This window comes from Nonomuraea purpurea (assembly GCF_042650645.1).
Taxonomy (GTDB): Bacteria; Actinomycetota; Actinomycetes; order Streptosporangiales; family Streptosporangiaceae; genus Nonomuraea; species Nonomuraea purpurea.
The window spans coordinates 192725-210003 of sequence record NZ_JBHSBI010000014.1 but is presented as its reverse complement, the minus strand read 5'-3'; the positions used below and the strand labels follow the sequence as shown (position 1 = coordinate 210003).

The 17279-nt window shown below is 66.5% G+C and carries 16 protein-coding genes and 1 pseudogene; 4 read left to right on the top strand and 13 right to left on the bottom strand.

What is annotated here, in order from left to right; all coding sequences use genetic code 11:
• Window positions 1–187: 187 nt before the first annotated feature.
• Window positions 188–361: pseudogene (locus ACFOY2_RS27595) on the top strand (hypothetical protein); the annotation flags it as partial.
• Window positions 362–575: 214 nt separating this feature from the next.
• Window positions 576–800 carry a hypothetical protein gene (locus ACFOY2_RS27590; protein ID WP_379531068.1) on the top strand — a complete coding sequence of 75 codons (225 nt, stop codon included), beginning with the start codon at window positions 576–578 and terminating at the stop codon, window positions 798–800.
• Between the two features lie 17 nt (window positions 801–817).
• On the opposite strand, the gene ACFOY2_RS27585 is transcribed toward ACFOY2_RS27590, so the two are convergent.
• The 8 genes from ACFOY2_RS27585 to ACFOY2_RS27550 form a co-directional block, all read right to left on the bottom strand.
• A complete protein-coding gene (locus ACFOY2_RS27585; protein ID WP_379530976.1) occupies window positions 818–1063 on the bottom strand; it encodes a hypothetical protein in 246 nt (81 codons plus the stop codon).
• A gap of 194 nt (window positions 1064–1257) precedes the next feature.
• Complete coding sequence (locus tag ACFOY2_RS27580; protein WP_379530975.1) at window positions 1258–1890, bottom strand: GNAT family N-acetyltransferase; 633 nt, start codon at window positions 1888–1890, stop codon at window positions 1258–1260.
• 319 nt (window positions 1891–2209) lie between these two features.
• Window positions 2210–3160 carry a class I mannose-6-phosphate isomerase gene (locus tag ACFOY2_RS27575; protein ID WP_379530974.1) on the bottom strand — a complete coding sequence of 317 codons (951 nt, stop codon included), beginning with the start codon at window positions 3158–3160 and terminating at the stop codon, window positions 2210–2212.
• On the bottom strand, window positions 3157–4353 hold the full coding sequence (locus ACFOY2_RS27570; RefSeq protein ID WP_379530973.1) for an ADP-dependent glucokinase/phosphofructokinase: 1197 nt from the start codon (window positions 4351–4353) through the stop codon (window positions 3157–3159). The genes ACFOY2_RS27575 and ACFOY2_RS27570 overlap by 4 nt, the downstream gene beginning before the upstream one ends.
• A 1-nt stretch (window position 4354) precedes the next feature.
• A complete protein-coding gene (locus ACFOY2_RS27565) occupies window positions 4355–5218 on the bottom strand; it encodes a ketose-bisphosphate aldolase (protein WP_379530972.1) in 864 nt (287 codons plus the stop codon).
• Between the two features lie 33 nt (window positions 5219–5251).
• Window positions 5252–6097, bottom strand: a complete 846-nt coding sequence (locus ACFOY2_RS27560; RefSeq protein WP_379530971.1) for a carbohydrate ABC transporter permease — start codon at window positions 6095–6097, stop codon at window positions 5252–5254.
• A gap of 5 nt (window positions 6098–6102) precedes the next feature.
• Window positions 6103–7044, bottom strand: a complete 942-nt coding sequence (locus tag ACFOY2_RS27555; protein ID WP_379530970.1) for a carbohydrate ABC transporter permease — start codon at window positions 7042–7044, stop codon at window positions 6103–6105.
• A gap of 55 nt (window positions 7045–7099) precedes the next feature.
• Window positions 7100–8356, bottom strand: coding sequence for an ABC transporter substrate-binding protein (locus ACFOY2_RS27550; RefSeq protein ID WP_379530969.1), 1257 nt, complete (start codon window positions 8354–8356; stop codon window positions 7100–7102).
• Window positions 8357–8686: 330 nt separating this feature from the next.
• On the opposite strand from ACFOY2_RS27550, the gene ACFOY2_RS27545 reads away from it, so the two are divergent.
• On the top strand, window positions 8687–9505 hold the full coding sequence (locus ACFOY2_RS27545) for a DeoR/GlpR family DNA-binding transcription regulator (RefSeq protein WP_379530968.1): 819 nt from the start codon (window positions 8687–8689) through the stop codon (window positions 9503–9505).
• A 16-nt stretch (window positions 9506–9521) separates the two neighbouring features.
• On the opposite strand, the gene msrA is transcribed toward ACFOY2_RS27545, so the two are convergent.
• Window positions 9522–10187 carry a peptide-methionine (S)-S-oxide reductase MsrA gene (gene msrA / locus ACFOY2_RS27540; RefSeq protein ID WP_379530967.1) on the bottom strand — a complete coding sequence of 222 codons (666 nt, stop codon included), beginning with the start codon at window positions 10185–10187 and terminating at the stop codon, window positions 9522–9524.
• Window positions 10188–10311: 124 nt separating this feature from the next.
• Between msrA and rarD the strand changes: the two genes are divergently transcribed.
• A complete protein-coding gene (gene rarD, locus ACFOY2_RS27535; RefSeq protein WP_379530966.1) occupies window positions 10312–11250 on the top strand; it encodes an EamA family transporter RarD in 939 nt (312 codons plus the stop codon).
• Here the strand turns inward: rarD and ACFOY2_RS27530 are convergent.
• The 4 genes from ACFOY2_RS27530 to nuoL are packed head-to-tail and all read right to left on the bottom strand — an operon-like array spanning window position 11226 to window position 17219.
• Window positions 11226–12215, bottom strand: coding sequence for a polyprenyl synthetase family protein (locus tag ACFOY2_RS27530; protein ID WP_379530965.1), 990 nt, complete (start codon window positions 12213–12215; stop codon window positions 11226–11228). The two genes, rarD and ACFOY2_RS27530, sit on opposite strands and share 25 nt — an antisense overlap.
• 11 nt (window positions 12216–12226) lie before the next feature.
• Window positions 12227–13813, bottom strand: a complete 1587-nt coding sequence (gene nuoN / locus ACFOY2_RS27525; RefSeq protein ID WP_379530964.1) for an NADH-quinone oxidoreductase subunit NuoN — start codon at window positions 13811–13813, stop codon at window positions 12227–12229.
• Window positions 13810–15369 carry an NADH-quinone oxidoreductase subunit M gene (locus tag ACFOY2_RS27520; RefSeq protein WP_379530963.1) on the bottom strand — a complete coding sequence of 520 codons (1560 nt, stop codon included), beginning with the start codon at window positions 15367–15369 and terminating at the stop codon, window positions 13810–13812. The genes nuoN and ACFOY2_RS27520 overlap by 4 nt, the downstream gene beginning before the upstream one ends.
• On the bottom strand, window positions 15369–17219 hold the full coding sequence (gene nuoL / locus ACFOY2_RS27515) for an NADH-quinone oxidoreductase subunit L (protein WP_379531066.1): 1851 nt from the start codon (window positions 17217–17219) through the stop codon (window positions 15369–15371). The genes ACFOY2_RS27520 and nuoL overlap by 1 nt, the downstream gene beginning before the upstream one ends.
• Window positions 17220–17279: the final 60 nt, after the last annotated feature.

The window sequence follows — 17279 nt, the reverse complement described above, 5'->3', positions numbered from 1 at the left end:
GAGATCAGCGGCGCGCAGTGCCGACGCCTTGACCCAGCAGTGAAGATTGTCACCGGAGACGGCTCTGGCCCACGATCGACACCGGATGAGCCGGGCGATCAAGGGCAGGTACAGACACTGCCACAATGAGCGACGGATCAAGTGCGTTCAGTGGACGATTCGATAATCATGAAGATATATTCGGAACATGCGAAGTGTCATGCCACCCGCGCTTCCCATCTTCCGTACCGAGACCCAAGCACGACTCCTGGCAGCCCTATACCTTCGCCCCGATCGTAACTGGACACTGGCTGACCTCGCCCGCGAGCTAGGCATCGGGGCGTCGACCCTGCACCCGGAAGTCCGCCGCCTGGAAGAAGCCGGGCTCCTCGCCGCTACGACAATCGGCCGATCGCGAGTGCTGAGCATCGACCAAAGCCACCCCGTCGCGAGACCATTGACGGAAATCCTGAACTACCTCTACGGCCCGCATGTCGTTATTGCTGAAGAATTCGGTTCCATCCCGAAGACCGAACTGTTGTTCATTTTCGGTTCCTGGGCAGCCCGCCATCACGGGCAGGCAGGGCCTCCGCCACATGACATTGACGTACTGGTGGTCGGTGACGCGGATCGAGCCGGTGCGCCAGTTCGGCCCCGCCTTCGAACCCTTCGGCAGTATGCGCCGCCGGAGAAACGAACTCGAATACCCCATCTTTCCCGACGAGTCAGTGGACCAGGCGGAAGCAAACCAGGCTCTGACCACCGCCGAATCAATCATCGAAGCGGCCCACAGGGTGATCGACTATCTAGGCTTCTTCTGACCATCTGTAAGGTCGCTCTAGTCAAACTCCACTTGTAAAGCCTCGCAGTACTCCTCCAGACCATCCCGAATGGTCAACTCATTGAGGTACTCGTAGACCGGGTAAAAGTCCTGGCCAGGCCACCCCTCCATGTCGTGAATCAAGTCCTCCCACCACTTGAGTGAGGACAGAACGCCATAGATCGGTTCCTCGGTCTGCCCCATCCGTTCAGGCGCGCTCTCCTTCTCCAGAGCGAGGCGCTGAAGATCGAGAACCCTGATCATCTGACGTTCGTCGGGAGTGAGGCTTCCGGCTAGAGCCTCTGTCTCACTCCCACGCCGCGAACCGCGAATCATCGCTCTCCGTCGCTGGTTGTCAGACCCACGGGGCAGGGCAGCCGATCCCGCAGTACCCATTGGGCAATCTGTACAGATGTTGCTGGTGGTAGCGCTCCGCCCCCGGCTACAAGTCCTTAGGACTAGAGGTTGTTGGAGAGATTGATCCGGATCTCCGTGTTGCGGTATCCGGCGCGCAGGAACGCGGCCGCCATCGGCGCGTTGCCCACGTCGGTGGTGGCGGTGATGCGCGGCTCTCCGTTGGCCGCGTGCATGCGGGTGATCTCGGCGAGTATCTCGTCCACGTATCCGCGCCCCCGAAACTCCGGGACCACCCCGAGATACCCCACGTTCACGCTGTAAGGCGTCGCCGAGGGGATCGCCATACCTGCTACCTCGCCCTCGTGCGTGTAGGCGATCCGCCACCACTCCCGCTTGCCCGGCGCTCCGAGATAGAAGTCCATCTCTTCGCGCGCAGTCACGTCCACGCCCTTGGACGCCACGCTCGTTCGGGTCTGGAAGTCCAGGCTACCCTCGGCGATTGTCGTGAACACCGCCAGGAACTTCTCATCGGACGCCTCGGCGAACCGCAGCGCCCCGGCCGCCGGGGGTACCCCATCGGTCGGCGCCCACTCGAACTGCAGCCGCTCCACCTCCTGGGTGAGGCCGGCCGCGTGTGCTGCCGCTCGTCGCCATTCCACGGCCTCCGAGGTGGCCGGATCGTCACGCCAGCCGCCGGCCGCCTTGATCGCGTACTGCACCGGCCGCGGGAACACTGCCAGTGCGGCCCTCCATCAGGCCAGATCACGCGCACGGGGACCCTCCGCCGCCCGGCCTCGGCCACCACGTCAGCAGTGCCGCCATAGCCTCGGGCGGGCTGCCCGTCCCAGATGGCGAACAACACATCGGCGTCGTCCAGCATGCGCGCGCTGGCCGTCATGTGGGACTCCGAGGTGGACTCCACAAAGTCCAGCCTGTGAGTCCAGACCGCCCGGCCAAGCAACTCGGGCCGCGGCGAACGGTTCGGCCAGTTCAGCTACGAGCCGGTCCAGATGATTGCGCGAGATGCCGGTGAAGGCAGAAGCGCTGTGGCAGTCAGGCGGACGCCGAGAGACGGATCACCTCGACCTGGCCGTCCAGAAGGACCGGGCCGGCGGCGTACGGAACCAGCAGCGTGTCTCCCCGCCGAAGCGACAGGTCGTCCTTGTCACCGATCAGCCTGCCCTCTCCGGCCACCACGACCAGCACGCTGAAGCCACGTTCCAGGCGTTCGCCGCCATACAGGCGGCGAACGGCGAAGAACTCGTCCGCAGCCTCGGGCAGCAGTCGCGCTGGAGTACCGCGGAGTTCGTCGAGGCGTGATGGCGTCCAGGCGCCGCGGTCGACGCACTGCAGCGCCAGGTCGTAGCCGAGGCCGAGGTGGCCGCCGGCGAGGCCGAAGCCTTCGTACTCCAGCAGCACCGAGAAGTCGGTCGGCTCCTGGACCTCGACTAGCAGAATGCCGTCGCCGATCGCGTGCGGAAGCCCTGCCGGGCAGAGGATCGCGTCGCCGGCCGCAACCGGGATTTTGTTGGTGGCGGCGAGCATCGCCTCAGTCTTCTGCCCGTCCACCCAGCCGGCCAGCTCGGCGGCCTCCACGTCACGGGCAAAACCCAGATGGACGTACGCGCCGGGCCGCGCGGAGACAATCACCCATGCCTCGGTCTTCCCGTACGGCGAGGCGAGGTGCGCGGTGGCGAAGCGGCGGTCAGGGTGCACGTGCAATGGCAGCCGCTGGCCGGCGTCGAGCAGCTTCACCAGCACGCCGGTGTCGGCGCGTTCCGGGCCGAGCCACCAGCGCGGGTCCGCGGCGATCGCCTCGGCCAGCACGCGGCCGTCGGCCAGGGTGGACAGCCCGGATGGGGCGAGCCCGAACCTGGAGGTCACCGAGCCCACCCAGTCCTCCGGGCGGTCGGGCAGCCCCGGCACGTTGCGGAACTCGGCGATCCGGCCGGCGCCGCGATAGAACGTCTCGGGCTGGTTGGCAGGCAGTACCTCGACGGTCATCGGTGTCCCTTCAGGGCTAGCTCGGCGAGGAAGCCGCCGACGAACGTGTCGCCGAGCCCGACGGTGGTGGGATTCTGGACGTCGAGTGCGAAGCCGGGGACACAGTCGACAGTCGCCCCCATACGCGAGCGCAGCGCCGCCGCGAAGGCGACGGACTCGGGCCGCCGGGCCAGTCGGCGCACCCGCTCGACGTCCTCCTCGCTGAATTCGTCGCCGTGGCAGTAGCGGGTGGCGGCCATGACCGTGCCGGTGTCGAGGGCGTCGGCGTAAACGCCTGCGCCGAGCGCCGCAGCCCAGTACTTCGTGTGCAGCACCAGCGTCGGCACCGGGATGAGCGCATGCACCGCCGTGAGGGCCTGCGCGACGTCCTCGGCCGAGAGCAGGTCGACCGGGCGCCCGATGTGCGACTGCAGCTCGTCCTCGTTCAGTCCGTACACGTTGATCTCGTCGAGCAGCGCATCCCGGACCCGGCGGCTGAAGGCGGGCTCGTGGTATGCCGCGTCCTCGAAGTAGGCTACCGCCCCGTACGGCAGTTGCCGTATGTGCTCTTTCAGGGAGGCGAGCCTCTCGTCGAGCTCCGCCTTGTCGCGCATGGCGTTGAATCCAGAGATCAGAAAGATGTCCGCCTTCCGCAACCGGTCGCCGAGATCGTCGGTGAGCAGCATGGCAGCGTTCGCCGGGTCGTTGACGTAGATCAGGCGGTTCGGGAACGGCGCGACGATGTCGATGTTGCTTGCCCGGATCCGCAGGCCCTTGTCGTACTGGACGATCAGGTGTGGATAGAAGGTCTCCCCGACACCGCTGTTGATGTACTCGCAGTCCGCCGGCAGCAGCCGGCGGAAGGTGTCGTTGACGCTGACCAGGTGCAGCGTAGACGGCACGCCGAGCCGGCTCATCACGATCCCGGCCCGCACCGAGGTGCCGCCCAGAGTTTCCCGATGCGGGAACCGGTTCGCGAAGGTCGACAGCGCCGGGGCGGAGGCGACGAAGTGTTCGCCGCCTCCGCCCCGGGCAACGTACCCGAGGATCGACACCACGAGGTCCCGCTCACTGGTCACCGTGGCCGGCGACGTCAGTTCCGCGGCCACGATGCCGTACTCGGCTACAAGCTGTTCCAGGACACTGGTGGTCAGCTTCAACTCGTAGTCGACGCAACCGCCGAGGCCCAGGATTATCTGGGACGCGTCGGCCATGTCAGTAGAGCGAGCCCTTACCGGCAGCGCCGAACAGCTCGATCTTCTGGGCGGCGACCACCTTCATGGCCTCGATGCAGGCGGGCTGGATGGCGTTCGGCTCGCGCACCTTCCGGTCGTTGCCCAGCACCTCGCGCATCTTGTCGTGGTAAGCGACCTTGATATCGGTGGAGATGTTGATCTTGTTGATGCCAATTCGCGCCGCCTCGCGGATCTCGTCATCCGGGTTGCCGGAGCCGCCGTGCAGCACCAGGGGGATCTGCACCCGGCTCTTGATCTCCTTGAGCAGGTCGAGCTTCAGCTCCGGCTTGAGGTGGGCCGGGTAGAGGCCGTGGAACGTCCCGATCGCGACGGCGAGGCTGTCCACGCCGGTCTGCTCGATGAAGGTGACCGCGTCGTCAGGGTCGGTGTAGATGATCTCGGCGGCGCCCGCCTCGGCGTAGCTGTCGTTCCCGCCGATCGTGCCGAGCTCGCCCTCCACCGACACGCCGAGAGCGTGCGCCGAGTCGGTGACCTTCTTGGTGATCGCGATGTTCTCCTCGAACGGCTTCAGCGACCCGTCGATCATCACGGAGGTGAAGCCGTACTGGATCGCCTGCAGGATCTGCTCATAGGTGGCGCCGTGGTCCCAGTGGATCGCGATCGGGACGCTCGAGTTGTGCGACCGCTCGACCATGCCGGTGATCATCTCGCGGCCGATGTGCCGAACCTCGTCCGGGTGGATCCCGACGATCAGGGGGGCGTTCGTCTCCTCGCTGATCTCAACGATCCCCTTGAACATCGCCCAGTCGCTGATGTTGAAGGCGGGCACGGCGAAGCTGTGTTCGTTGGCGACGTCCAGGATCGCCTTGCCGGTCGTCAGCATTTGTGCGTTTTCTCCTTTTGTGTGCTGGGTGTGTCAGGCCTTGACGGCGCCGGCGGTGAGCCCGCCGATGAACCGTCGCTGGAACAGGAGGAAGAGGAGGAGGACCGGAATGGACCCAAGGATGCTCATCGCCATCATCTGATTCCACTCGTACGAGTGCTGGCCCATGAGCAGTTGGATGCCGATCGGCACGGTGCGCATGTCGTCGGTACGGGTCAGAGTGAGCGCGAACAGGTACTCGTTCCACGAGATCATGAACGTGTACACGCCGACCGCGATCAGACCGGGCACCGAGATCGGTACCAGGATCCGCCACAGCGCGGTCCAGTTGGTGCCGCCGTCGACCTTGACGGACTCGTCCAGCTCTCGTGGCAGCGTGTTCAGGTACGCGGTGATCATGATGATCGCGTACGGGAGGGTGAACACCATGTGCGTGAGGATCAGACCGGGATAGGTGTTGTACAGCCCGAGCGCGACGACGAGCCCGAAGTACGGAATGACGAGCGTGATCGGCGGCACCGCCTGGACGCTGACGATCACGGCGTTGATGGTCTTCTGGAACGGGAACGTGAAGCGGCTGAATGCGAACCCGGCCAGGACGGCCACCAGCAGCGTCAGGATGGTCACCGCGAAGGCGACGATGTAGCTGTTGAGGAAGAACTGCAGCTGGGCACCGTTGCCCAAGATCTCCCAGTAGGCGTCGAACGAGAAGCTGCCGGTGATGAGCTTCGGCGGATTCTGGAAGACTTCTCCGTTGCTCTTGAACGAGGTGGACAGCAGCCACAGGACTGGCAGGCCGGCGAACAGCCCGCCGATGACGAGGCCGGTGATGACGCCGGCCTTGGCGAGGGTGCGACGGGTCTTGATGGTGGTGGCCATGCGTCTCACCGCTCCCTTTGCTGGCGTACGTAGAAGAAGGCCAGGATCATCGTCAGCAGCAGCACGATCACGGCGGCGGCGGACGCGGTCGCGAACTCGTACTCGCTGAAGGCTTGCTTGTAGGTGTAGGTGCTGAGCATCTCGGTGGCGTGCAGCGGCCCGCCGCCGGTCGTCATCCAGATCAGTGCGAACTGCTGGGACGTCCAGATCAGGTCGAGCACTCCCATGCTGACCATCACCGGTCGCAGTTGGGGCAGCGTTACGTGAATAAATCGCCGAACCCAGTTCGTCCCGTCTACCGCGGCCGCTTCGTACAGGTCGTTGGGGATGCCCTGCAGCGCGGCGAGCAGGCTGATCATGAAGAACGGGTAGCCGGACCAGATGTTGACGAACGTGACCGCCCAGAGCGCCTTGCCCGGGTCGCCGAGCCAGTTCACGCCCTCCTGAATGAGACCCAACGTGTGCAGGACGTAGTTGACCACACCGGACGGGTCGAGCAGCAGCCGCCAGATGACGGCGATCACCGCGATCGTGAACAGCCAGGGCAGGATGTAGACGATTCGGAAAACGGCCTTGGTGACCCCGCCCAGCAACTGGGTGTTGAGCATCATCGCGAAGGCCAGGCCGAGGACCAGGTGGGCCACGGTGCTGACCGTGATGAAGATGGCGGTGTTCGTCAGCGCCGCCAGGAAGTTCGGGTCGGTGAGCACCTTGGTGTAGTTGGCGAACCCGGCGAACACCGGGTTCTCCTGGACGATCACGTTGTCCTGGAACGAGTAGCTGATCACCATGACGATGGGGACCACCATCAGGACCACGATCAAAAGCACCGTGGGGGACAGATAGCCGTACGGGATCAGGCGCCTGGCCAGGATGGAGCGGGTCCGGCCGGGTGTGACCCGTTCCTCGGTGGGCGCCGCCGGCTTGGGTGCCGTCACGGATGTCATCGCTTTCTCCTTGATCGCGCGCCGCGCCTGGGGACCGGCACGGCGCCCAGGCGGGCTACCCGATCACCGAGGACCAGGACTCCTGCGACTTGGCGAGGGCAGCGTCGACACTCGTCTTGCCGGTCAGCACGAGCTGGAGCTGCTCGTCGAAGCTGCGCATCAGGTCCTCGGACTTGGGCAGGCCGACGAACTCGTTGGCGGGGTAGCCCTGCTGGTAGATGTCGAAAGCGGTCTTGAACAGCGGGTCACTGTTGCTGAAGTCGGGCTGGGCATTCTTGTTACCCGGGAAGCCGTTCGCGATCGTGCTCAGCTTCGCGTTGGTCTCCTGGCTGAGCAGGTAGGACACGAACTTGAACGCCTCGGCCTTGTGCTCGGTGGAGCTGGAGATGCCGATACCCCACGACGCGTACGGGATGCCGCGCTTGCCGGTGTAGCCGTCCTCGGCCGGAAGGGCCGCCACCTCGAAGTTCAGATCCGGCTTGTTCTTCTTGATCAGGTTGATGTGCGCGAGCGAGTCGATCATCATGCCGATCTGGCCGTTGGTGAACTTCTCGACCTTGTCCTGTTCTTTCATGGTGAGCGAGCCGGGGGCGATGACGCCCGCGTCGTTCAGGCTCTTCACATACTCGACCGCGCTCTTGACCGGCGCGCTGGTCAGGTTGGGCTTGCCGTTGGTCAGCATGCTGCCGCCGGACGCCCAGAGCCAGGACATGACGTCGTTCTGGATGCCGTTGGGGACGGCGGTGTCGAGCGGGAGCGCCCAGCCCTTCACGTCACTGCCGGTTGCGCTGATCTTCTTGGCCGCGTCGAGGAACTGGGTGCGCGTGGTGGGCACCTTGGCGACGCCGGCCTTGGTGAGCAGGTCCTTGTTGACGAAGAGTGGGTAGACGAAGTTGACCACCGGGATCATGTTGGTCTTGCCCTTGACCTGCACCTGACTGGCGAGCTGGCTGGCGTCGTAGTTCGCGTCGGCCATCAGCTTGGACAGATCGGTGATTGCGCCCTGCTTGGCGAAGTCGTTGACCCAGGCGCCGTCGAGGCCCACCACGTCGGGCAGGGTCTTCGACGCGGCGCCGGTGATCAGCTGCTGCTTCGTCGAAGCGTACGGCGCGCTCAGCAGCTTGATCTTGATCTTCGGGTTCTGAGCGGTGAAATCGTTAACGATCTTGTCGAACTCCCCGGCCGGGAGCTCGGCCCCCCACCACTGGGCGAACTCCAGCGTCACGCTGCCGTCCGAGGCGGTGTCGCTTGAGGCGCCCGAGCCACACGCCGCCACGAGCGCGACCGTCGCAGCCGCTGTCGCTACCCCCATCACTCGCCTCATCCGGGTTGCACCAACCGCCATGACGGGCTCCTTCTACATCGAGATCTTTCCGTCCTCTGCCGAGTTGGCCGTCACGTTAGCAGCGTGTTACGGATGCCGACAAGAGAAGAACAGCAAAAAGATGCGAAGTACGGCATAATGTGGTGCCATGAAGCAAGATCCGGCGCCCCACTGCCGCCCTCCGATCTGTAGATTTCCCCGCCGCTACCGGCCTTCGGCCAGCCCTGCCCACCACTGCGGCTCTTGGCAGTTCTATGCGGCATTGTGCCCAGTAGGCGCGGACTTGTGGAATACTGCCGCACTGACAAGGGGGAATCAGTGAGCGTTGACAAGGACGAGCGGCAGCGCCACCTACCCGCCGGGCGCAAAGCTCAGCTGGCCGCGTACGTGGCCGACACCGGCCAGGTCACGGTGGGCGAGCTCGCCGAGCGCTTCGGCGTCTCCATCGACACCGTACGACGCGATCTCGATCAGCTGGCCGCCGAGGGCATCCTCGTGCGTACATACGGCGGCGCTGTCAGCCTGTCCATGGTCTCCCGCACCGACCGCGCCGTCGACCAGCGGCTTGCCGTGCAGGAGCAGGAGAAGGAGAAGATCGGGGCACTGGCCGCGACACTGGTCGACGACGGCTCGACTATCATGATCAACGGCGGGACGACCACCCTTGCGCTCGCCCGCAGTCTGGGCCAGCACCGCGACCTCACGGTGGCGACGAACAATCTGCTGGTGCCGAGCGCGCTCCCGCCTACGGCCATCCGCGACATCTACGTCTTCGGCGGCGCGGTGCGCGCGCTCACCCTCGCCACGATCGGCCCGGTCAGCTTCCGCGCCAACGCCGGCGCCGAGCTGGACATCAGCTGCGATCTGGCGCTGATCGGCGTCGGCGCGGTCGCCGCCGACGCCGGCTACACGACGAGCAACCTCGCCGAGGCCGCGATGATGCAGGAGATGATCTCCCGTGCGGCCCGCGTGGCGATCCTCGCCGACTCCTCCAAATTCGGCCGCCGCCTGTTCGCCCAAGTATCGGAACTAGGCGCTGCCGACTACCTGATCACCGATGCCGCACCGCCACCCGACCTGCGGGGCGCCCTTAAGGCGAGCGGCGTGGAGGTGCTCACCCCCGCGGCCAAGCCCTAGCGCTCAGAAGAGCTTGTCAGGCCTCACCGGACGTCAACCCGACCGGGCAGGCGACGCCGGTCCCGCCGATCCCGCAGTACCCGTTGGGCACTTTGTACAGGTACTGCTGGTGATAGTCCTCCGCGTAGTAGAAGGGCCCCGCGGGGGCGAGTTCCGTGGTGATCTCGCCGTACCCCGCCGCCTTCAGCACCCCCTGGTACGCCTCCCGCGACGCCTCCGCCGCCTTCTGCTGCTCCGGAGAGTGGTAGTAGATCGCCGACCGGTACTGGGTACCGACGTCGTTGCCCTGGCGCATGCCCTGGGTGGGGTCGTGGGCCTCCCAGAAGACCTTCAGCAGTTCCTCGTACGAGATCTTCGCGGGGTCGAAGACGACGCGGACGGCTTCGGTGTGGCCCGTGAGGCCGCTGCAGACTTCCTCGTAGGTCGGGTTGGGCGTGTAGCCGCCCTGGTAGCCGACCGCGGTCGTGAAGACGCCCGGGGTCTGCCAGAACTTGCGCTCGGCGCCCCAGAAGCAGCCCAGGCCGAAGTCGGCGACTTCCAGAGAGGGCGAGGGGTACGGCGGGGCCAGCGGTGCGTCGAGGACGGCGTGGCGTGCCGGCACGGGGATGGGCTCAGGACGTCCGGGGAGGGCGTCCTCGCGTCGCACCATCGATGTCTTGTTGCCGCCGAACAGCCAGCCCATGGCAGTACCTCCATACCGGTCTTACAACAGCGTACATAGCGGGCAACGCTTTAGGACCGCTTCACATTTCCGTGCAGAAGATGAAATTTGTGTTTAAAGGTGGTAATGCTTGAAAATTGGGTTCATGCCTGACCTACGGCGCGGTGTGTTGTTCGGGATCGCCGCCTACTCCATGTGGGGCCTGTTCCCCCTCTACTGGCCACTGCTCAAGCCCTCCGGGGCCGTCGAGATCCTCGCCCACCGCATGGTCTGGTCGCTGCTCGTCGTCGCCGTCGCACTGACCGTCCGCAGGCACTGGTCCTGGATCAAGGAGTTGGCCAGGCAGCCGAGGAAGCTGGCGCTGCTGACCCTGGCGGCCGTGTTCGTGACCGTGAACTGGGGCACCTACATCTACGCGGTCAACACCGGCCACGTGGTGGAGAGCGCGCTGGGGTACTTCATCAATCCTCTGGTCAGCGTGCTGTTCGGGGTGGTGCTGCTGCGCGAGCGGCTGCGGCCGTTGCAGTGGGTGGCGGTGGGGTTCGGCGCGCTGGCGGTGCTGGTGCTGACCCTCGACTACGGGCGTCTGCCGTGGATCGCGCTCACGCTGGCGATGTCCTTCGGCGTGTACGGCCTGGTCAAGAAGCAGGCGAACGTGGCGGCCACCGAGAGCCTGGCGGTGGAGACGCTGGTGCTGCTGCTCCCGGCCCTCGGTTACCTGCTCTTCCTGCAGGGGACGGGCACGGCCACGTTCGCGCACGAAGGGGCCTGGCACGCGGTGCTGCTCGTCGGGGCCGGGATCGTCACGGCGGTGCCGCTGCTCTGCTTCGGCGCGGCGGCCATCAGGGTGCCGCTCAGCACCATGGGCCTGCTGCAGTACATCGCGCCGATTCTGCAGTTCGCCTGCGGGGTGCTAGTCGCCAAGGAGGTCATGCCGCCGAGCCGGTGGATCGGGTTCTCGATCGTGTGGGTGGCGCTGGCGATCTTCACGTTCGACGGTTTCCGGACGGCGCGGGCCGCCGCCCGGGTCAGGAGGAACGCGCTCGACCAGGTGGCCGATCAGCCGGAACGCTCGACCACGTAGTCACATAGCGCCGAAAAGGCATCCCTAGCCGGAATGTCGGGCAAGCCGGAAATGTCGTCGCGGGCCCGGTCCACCCACGCTCCCAGCTCCTCCCGCGCCCGCGCCATCCCCGTGTGGGCGCGCAGCAGGGTCAGCGTCTCTTCCACGTCCTCCTCGGCCACCGGGCCCGACAGCAGCGTGGTCAGGCGCGACTGCTCACCGGAGGCCAGCGCGTACAGGACCGGAAGCGTCCTGACGCCCTCGCGCAGGTCCGTGCCGGGCGTCTTGCCCGACTGAGCACCGGTGGAGGCCACGTCCAGCAGGTCGTCCCCAAGCTGCCAGGCCACCCCGATCGCCTCGCACGCACGGCTCAGCCGCTCCTCCACGTCCGCGGGAGCGCCGGACAGCAGCGCCCCGAACCGGCCGGAGGCGGCGATCAGGGAGCCGGTCTTGTCGGCCAGCACGCTCAGGTAGTGGGCGACGGGGTCCTCACCGTCGCGCGGCCCGACGGTCTCGCGGATCTGCCCCTGGACGAGGCGGGAGAACGTCTGAGCCTGGATGCGGATCAGCTCGGGACCGAGGTCGGCGAGCAGGTCGGAGGCCTGGGCGAACAGGTAGTCGCCGGTCAGGATCGCCACGGTGTTGTCCCACCGGGCGTTCGCGGACGGCGAGCCCCGGCGTACCGGGGCCTCGTCCATGACGTCGTCATGGTAGAGCGAGCCCAGGTGGGTCAGCTCGATCACCACCGCGCCGGGCACCACACCCGGCGCGGACGGATCACCGAACTGCGCGGCCAGCAGCACCATCAGCGTACGAAAGCGCTTGCCACCGGCCTCGATGAGGTGCTTGGACGCCTCCGTGACGAAGGCGTCCTCACTCTCCACCGACGAGCGCAGGAGTTTCTCGACCGCGGCCAGTCCGTTGGCCACGTCCTGCGCCAACCGCTCGTCCTCGATGGGAAGGTCAACCACGGGAGGCGCAGACATACGAAATCCCCTTATCTGATGAACAGGCTGCGAGCAGCGTCGTTGGCAATGCCGAGCACGGACTCCGGGTAGAGCCCCACTCCTACGGTAACCAGCAACGAGACGGCGATGACGGCCACGGTGCCCGCGCTGGGCACCGCGATCGCCGGACCGTCCGCGGCGGGCTCGCTGAAGAACATCAGCACGATCACACGAACGTAGAAGAACGCCGCGATCGCCGAGGCGACGACACCCACGACGACCAGGCCGGCCATCCAGCCGCCCATCGAGTCGCCGGGCTGCGTGCCGCTGTTCAGCGCGGCGGCGAACACGGCGTACTTGCCGAAGAATCCGCTGGTCAGCGGGATACCGGCGAAGGCCAGCAGGAAGAAGGCGAACACCCCGGCCAGCATCGGGGCGCGCTTGCCGAGCCCGGCCCAGCGCGACAGGTGCCCCGCCTCGCCGCCCGGATCGCGCACCAGCGTGACCACGGCGAACGCGCCGACCGTGGTGATGCCGTAGACCGCCAGGTAGAACAGGATCGCCTTGAGCGAGACGGCGTTCTGCTCGGCGGTGCCGAACGTTGCCATCACACCCACGAGCAGGAAGCCCGCGTGGGCGATCGAGGAGTAGGCGAGCATCCGCTTGATCTCGGTCTGCGTGATCGCCAGGATCGAGCCGACGATCATCGTCAGGGCGGCGACGCCCCAGATGGCCGGCCGCCAGTTCCAGTCGAGGTTGCCCAGACCCACCCAGAACACCCTCAGCACGGCCCCGATGGCCGCGACGAGCGTGCCCGAGGCCATCAGCGCGGTGATCGGGGTCGGCGCGCCCTGGTAGACGTCAGGCTTCCAGGCGTGGAAGGGCGCCGCGCCGATCTTGAACAGCAGGCCCACGCCCACCAGTGAGAAGCCGAGCATCAGCAGCGGGTCGAGCTGCGCGTTGGAGGCCAGCGCCTGGTTGATCCCCGGCAGCGAGACGGTGCCCGCGAAGCCGTAGATCATCGCGATGCCGTACAGGAAGAACGCCGAGGAGAACGCGCCCAGCAGGAAGTACTTCATCGACGCCTCCTGCGACAGCAGGCGACGCCGGCGGGCCAGGCCGCACAGCAGGTACAGCGGCAGCGACATGACCTCAAGGGCCACGAACATCATCAGCAGGTCGTGCGAGGCGGGGAAGAGCAGCATGCCGCCGACCGCGAACAGGACCAGCGGGTACACCTCGGTGTGCCCGCCGCTCCCCTCGGCCTCGGCCTCCTCCTCGTCGGCGCTGCCGGGAACGGCCGCCGCCGAGGCGACGAAGTGGCCCTCGTCGTTGATGAGCAGCACGCAGACGAACGACAGGACGAGGATGACGCCCCAGATGAACAGCGCGGGGCCGTCCACCGCGACCGCGCCCATGGCGGAGGCCACCGTCGAGACCTGACCGCGCAGGACCTGCACGAGCACCAGCGCGAACGCGCCGAACAGGCTCAGCAGGGTGAGCGGCACATGGATGGACTTGCGCAGGTAACGCGGCGCGAAGGCCTCGACGAGCACGCCGATGACGGCCGCGCCGAAGACCACCAGGAGCGGCGCCAGCGTGCCGTACTCGATCGTCGGCGCTGGGATGGAGTTCACTGGCCTGTCCCCTTCTCAGCGATGGTGGAGGTGGGCACGTGCACGTTGGTCAGCGTGTGTTGCACCGACGGGTTGATCACATCGAGCAGCGGCTTGGGGAAGAAACCGAACCCGATGATGAGGGCGACCAGCGGAGCCAGCACCCAGACCTCGCGCGCGTTCAGGTCCTTGAAGGCCTTGACGGGCTCGGCCGTCGGCCCGTTCAGGACCCGCTGCACCATCCACAGGATGTAGACGGCCGCCAGGACCACGGCCACCGCGGAGATGATCGCGGCCACGGACAGCGCGCCGGAGCCGTGGGCGGTGCTCGAGTACGTCCCGATCATGACCATGAACTCGCTGACGAACGACGACAACCCCGGCAGCGACAGCCCGGCCAGGCCGGCGACCAGGAAGAAGCCCGCCAGCAGCGGGGCGACCTTCTGCACGCCGCCGTAGTCGCCGATGAACGGCGAGCCGCGCCTGGCGATGAGGAACCCTGCCGCCAGGAACAGCGCGCCGGTGGCGAAGCCGTGGTTGACCATGTAGAGGGCCGCGCCGGACGAGGCGATGTCGGACATGGCGAACACGCCGAGCACGATGAAGCCGAAGTGCGAGATCGACGTGTAGGCGATGAGCCGCTTCATGTCGGTCTGCCCGATGGCAACGATCGCGCCGTAGACGATGCTGATGATCGCCAGTACGACGATCGGCATCGTGAACGCCTTGGCCGCGTCGGGGAACAGCTCCAGGCAGAAGCGCAACATCCCGAACGTGCCGACCTTGTCCAGCACGCCGACCAGCAGCACGGCGGCCCCGGCCGGAGCCTGCGCGGCGGCGTCGGGCAGCCAGGTGTGCACCGGCCACAGCGGCGCCTTGATCGCGAAGGCGATGAAGAACCCGGCGAACAGCCACTTCTGCATGGCAGGGTCCTGGATGACCCCGATGAGCTCGGGGAACATGAACGTCTTGCTGCCGCCGACCACGTAGAGTCCGATGACCGCGACCAGCATGAGCAGGCCGCCGAACAGCGAGTACAGCAGGAACTTGACGGCCGCGTAGGACCGCTGGGCGCCGCCGTAGGAGCCGATCATGAAGTACATCGGGATCAGCATGGCTTCGAAGAAGACGTAGAACAGGAAGATGTCGGTCGCCGCGAAGACGCCGATCATCATCGTCTCCAGCACCAGCAGCAGCGAGAAGTACGTCTTCACCGACCGCTTCGGCGTGATCAGGGTGCCGTCGGCGGTCTTGACCCCGTCGGCGTCGTGCCAGGAGGCCAGCACCACGATCGGCACCAGCACCACCGACAGGGCGATCAGCACGAGCGCCACGCCGTCGACGCCGACCCCGAACTTGACCCCGAAGCTCGGGATCCAGTTGTACTCGGCCCTGAACTGGAACCGCTCGCCACCCGGGTTGAACCCGGCGGCCATGACGCCCGTCAGAACCAGCACCAGCAGCGAGACCAGCAGGGTGACCTGCTTGGCCAGCTTGTCACTGCCCTTGGGAAGCAGGGCCACCACGATGGCGCCCACCACGGGCACCGCCATGAGTATCGGAAGCCAGGGTGACATCAGATGTTCCCAACGAGGAGCAGGGCGCCGGTCAGCAGGGCGGCACCGATGAGGATGGACAGCGCGTACGTTCTGGCGAAGCCCGTCTGGACCCGCCGAAGGCGCCCGGAGCTGCCGCCGATGCCCGCCGCCAGACCGTTGACCAGCCCGTCGATGCCGCGGTTGTCGAAGAACACCGCGATGCGGGTCAGCCACTGGCCGGGGCGCATGAACAGCGACTCGTTGAGCGCGTCACCGTACAGGTCGCGCCGGGCGAACGTGGTGAGGAAGGAGCCGCGCGGCTGCACCGCGGGCACCTCGGCGCGGCCGTACCTCATCCAGGCGAAGGCCGCGCCCACGGCGACGAGCGCCAGGGTCGCCAGGCCGGGAGTGCTGACGAAGTGGAAGGCCGGCGGGGTCGGCTCGCCGCCCACCGCGGGACGCAGGAACGTGTAGAGCGTCCCGCCCAGCACCAGGTAGGCGCCCAGGCCGAGCGCGCCCAGCGACAGGATCATCAGCGGCACGGTCATGACCGCCGGCGACTCGTGCGGGTGGGCGTCCTCCGCCCAGCGCTTCTGGCCGAAGAAGGTCATGAAGACCATCCGCGACATGTAGAAGCCGGTGAGGCCCGCACCCAGAACGGCCAGCCAGCCGAGAACCGCGCTGTGCTCGATCGCGGTCTCGATGATGCCGTCCTTGGTGAAGTAGCCGGACAGCAGCGGGAACCCGATGATCGCCAGGTAGCCGATGAAGAACGTGACGAAGGTGATCGGCATGTACTTGCGGAGGCCGCCGTACTTGCGCATGTTCACTTCGTCGTTCATGCCGTGCATGACCGAGCCTGCGCCGAGGAACATGTCGGCCTTGAAGAAGCCGTGCGTGATCAGGTGGCCGATCGCGAAGGCGTACCCCGCGGGGCCGAGGCCCGCGCCGAGCATCATGTAGCCGATCTGCGACATCGTCGAACCGGCCAGGCCCTTCTTGATGTCGTCCTTCGCGCAACCGATGATCGCACCGGCGAGCAGCGTGGCCGCGCCGACGATGGAGACGGCGAGCGCGGCTCCGGATCCCTCGGGGAAGAAGAACGCCCCGGAGCGGACCACCAGGTAGACGCCGGCGGTGACCATGGTCGCGGCGTGGATCAGGGCCGACACGGGGGTCGGGCCCTCCATGGCGTCCAGAAGCCAGGACTGCAGCGGGAGCTGGGCGGACTTGCCGCACGCGCCGAGAAGCAGCAGCAGGCCGATGGCCAGCAGCACACCCTGGGACGGGACCGGCCCCGTGTACTCCCCGATGCCCTTGAACGACAGCGTCTGGTACGTCGTGAAGATCACGAACATGCCGACCAGCAGGCCGAAGTCGCCGACGCGGTTGACGACGAACGCCTTCTTGGCCGCGACCGCCGCCGACGGCTTGAACTGCCAGAACCCGATCAGCAGGTACGAGGCCAGACCGACGCCCTCCCAGCCGATGAACAGCCCGACGTAGTTGTCGGCCAGCACCAGCAGGAGCATCGCGGCGACGAACAGGTTCAGGTAGGCGAAGAACCGCCGCCGGTTCTCGTCATGGGACATGTAGCCGATCGAGTAGATGTGGATCAGCGAGCCCACACCGGTGATCAGCAGCGCGAAGCTGATCGACAGCGGGTCGATCAGCAGGCCCATGTCGATCTTCATCTGGGGGATGAACGAGTACAGCGGCACCGCCAGGCGGCGCTCGTTCTCCCCAAAGCTGATGAGCTCGAAGAATGCCAGCACCGCCACGACGAACGAGGCGAGGGACATGGCCACGCCCAGCAGATGGCCCCAGCGGTCAGTGCGTCGGCCGAACGTCAGCAGGATGAAAGCCCCCAGCAACGGGAGCGCGATCATCAGCCACGCAACGCCTATCACGCCGCCGGTGTGCTGGCTGATCTGAGCAATTCCAGATTC

Excerpts from the sequence above, each read along its gene's own strand:
- ACFOY2_RS27590 (WP_379531068.1), top strand. The coding sequence starts at position 576 with ATGACATTGACGTACTGGTGGTCGGTGACGCGGATCGAGCCGGTGCGC.
- ACFOY2_RS27585 (WP_379530976.1), bottom strand. The coding sequence starts at position 1,063 with ATGATCAGGGTTCTCGATCTTCAGCGCCTCGCTCTGGAGAAGGAGAGC.
- ACFOY2_RS27575 (WP_379530974.1), bottom strand. The coding sequence starts at position 3,160 with ATGACCGTCGAGGTACTGCCTGCCAACCAGCCCGAGACGTTCTATCGC.
- ACFOY2_RS27570 (WP_379530973.1), bottom strand. The coding sequence starts at position 4,353 with ATGGCCGACGCGTCCCAGATAATCCTGGGCCTCGGCGGTTGCGTCGAC.
- ACFOY2_RS27565 (WP_379530972.1), bottom strand. The coding sequence starts at position 5,218 with ATGCTGACGACCGGCAAGGCGATCCTGGACGTCGCCAACGAACACAGC.
- ACFOY2_RS27560 (WP_379530971.1), bottom strand. The coding sequence starts at position 6,097 with ATGGCCACCACCATCAAGACCCGTCGCACCCTCGCCAAGGCCGGCGTC.
- ACFOY2_RS27555 (WP_379530970.1), bottom strand. The coding sequence starts at position 7,044 with ATGACATCCGTGACGGCACCCAAGCCGGCGGCGCCCACCGAGGAACGG.
- ACFOY2_RS27550 (WP_379530969.1), bottom strand. The coding sequence starts at position 8,356 with ATGGGGGTAGCGACAGCGGCTGCGACGGTCGCGCTCGTGGCGGCGTGT.
- msrA (WP_379530967.1), bottom strand. The coding sequence starts at position 10,187 with ATGGGCTGGCTGTTCGGCGGCAACAAGACATCGATGGTGCGACGCGAG.
- rarD (WP_379530966.1), top strand. The coding sequence starts at position 10,312 with ATGCCTGACCTACGGCGCGGTGTGTTGTTCGGGATCGCCGCCTACTCC.
- ACFOY2_RS27530 (WP_379530965.1), bottom strand. The coding sequence starts at position 12,215 with ATGTCTGCGCCTCCCGTGGTTGACCTTCCCATCGAGGACGAGCGGTTG.
- ACFOY2_RS27520 (WP_379530963.1), bottom strand. The coding sequence starts at position 15,369 with ATGTCACCCTGGCTTCCGATACTCATGGCGGTGCCCGTGGTGGGCGCC.
- nuoL (WP_379531066.1), bottom strand. The coding sequence starts at position 17,219 with ATGATCGCGCTCCCGTTGCTGGGGGCTTTCATCCTGCTGACGTTCGGC.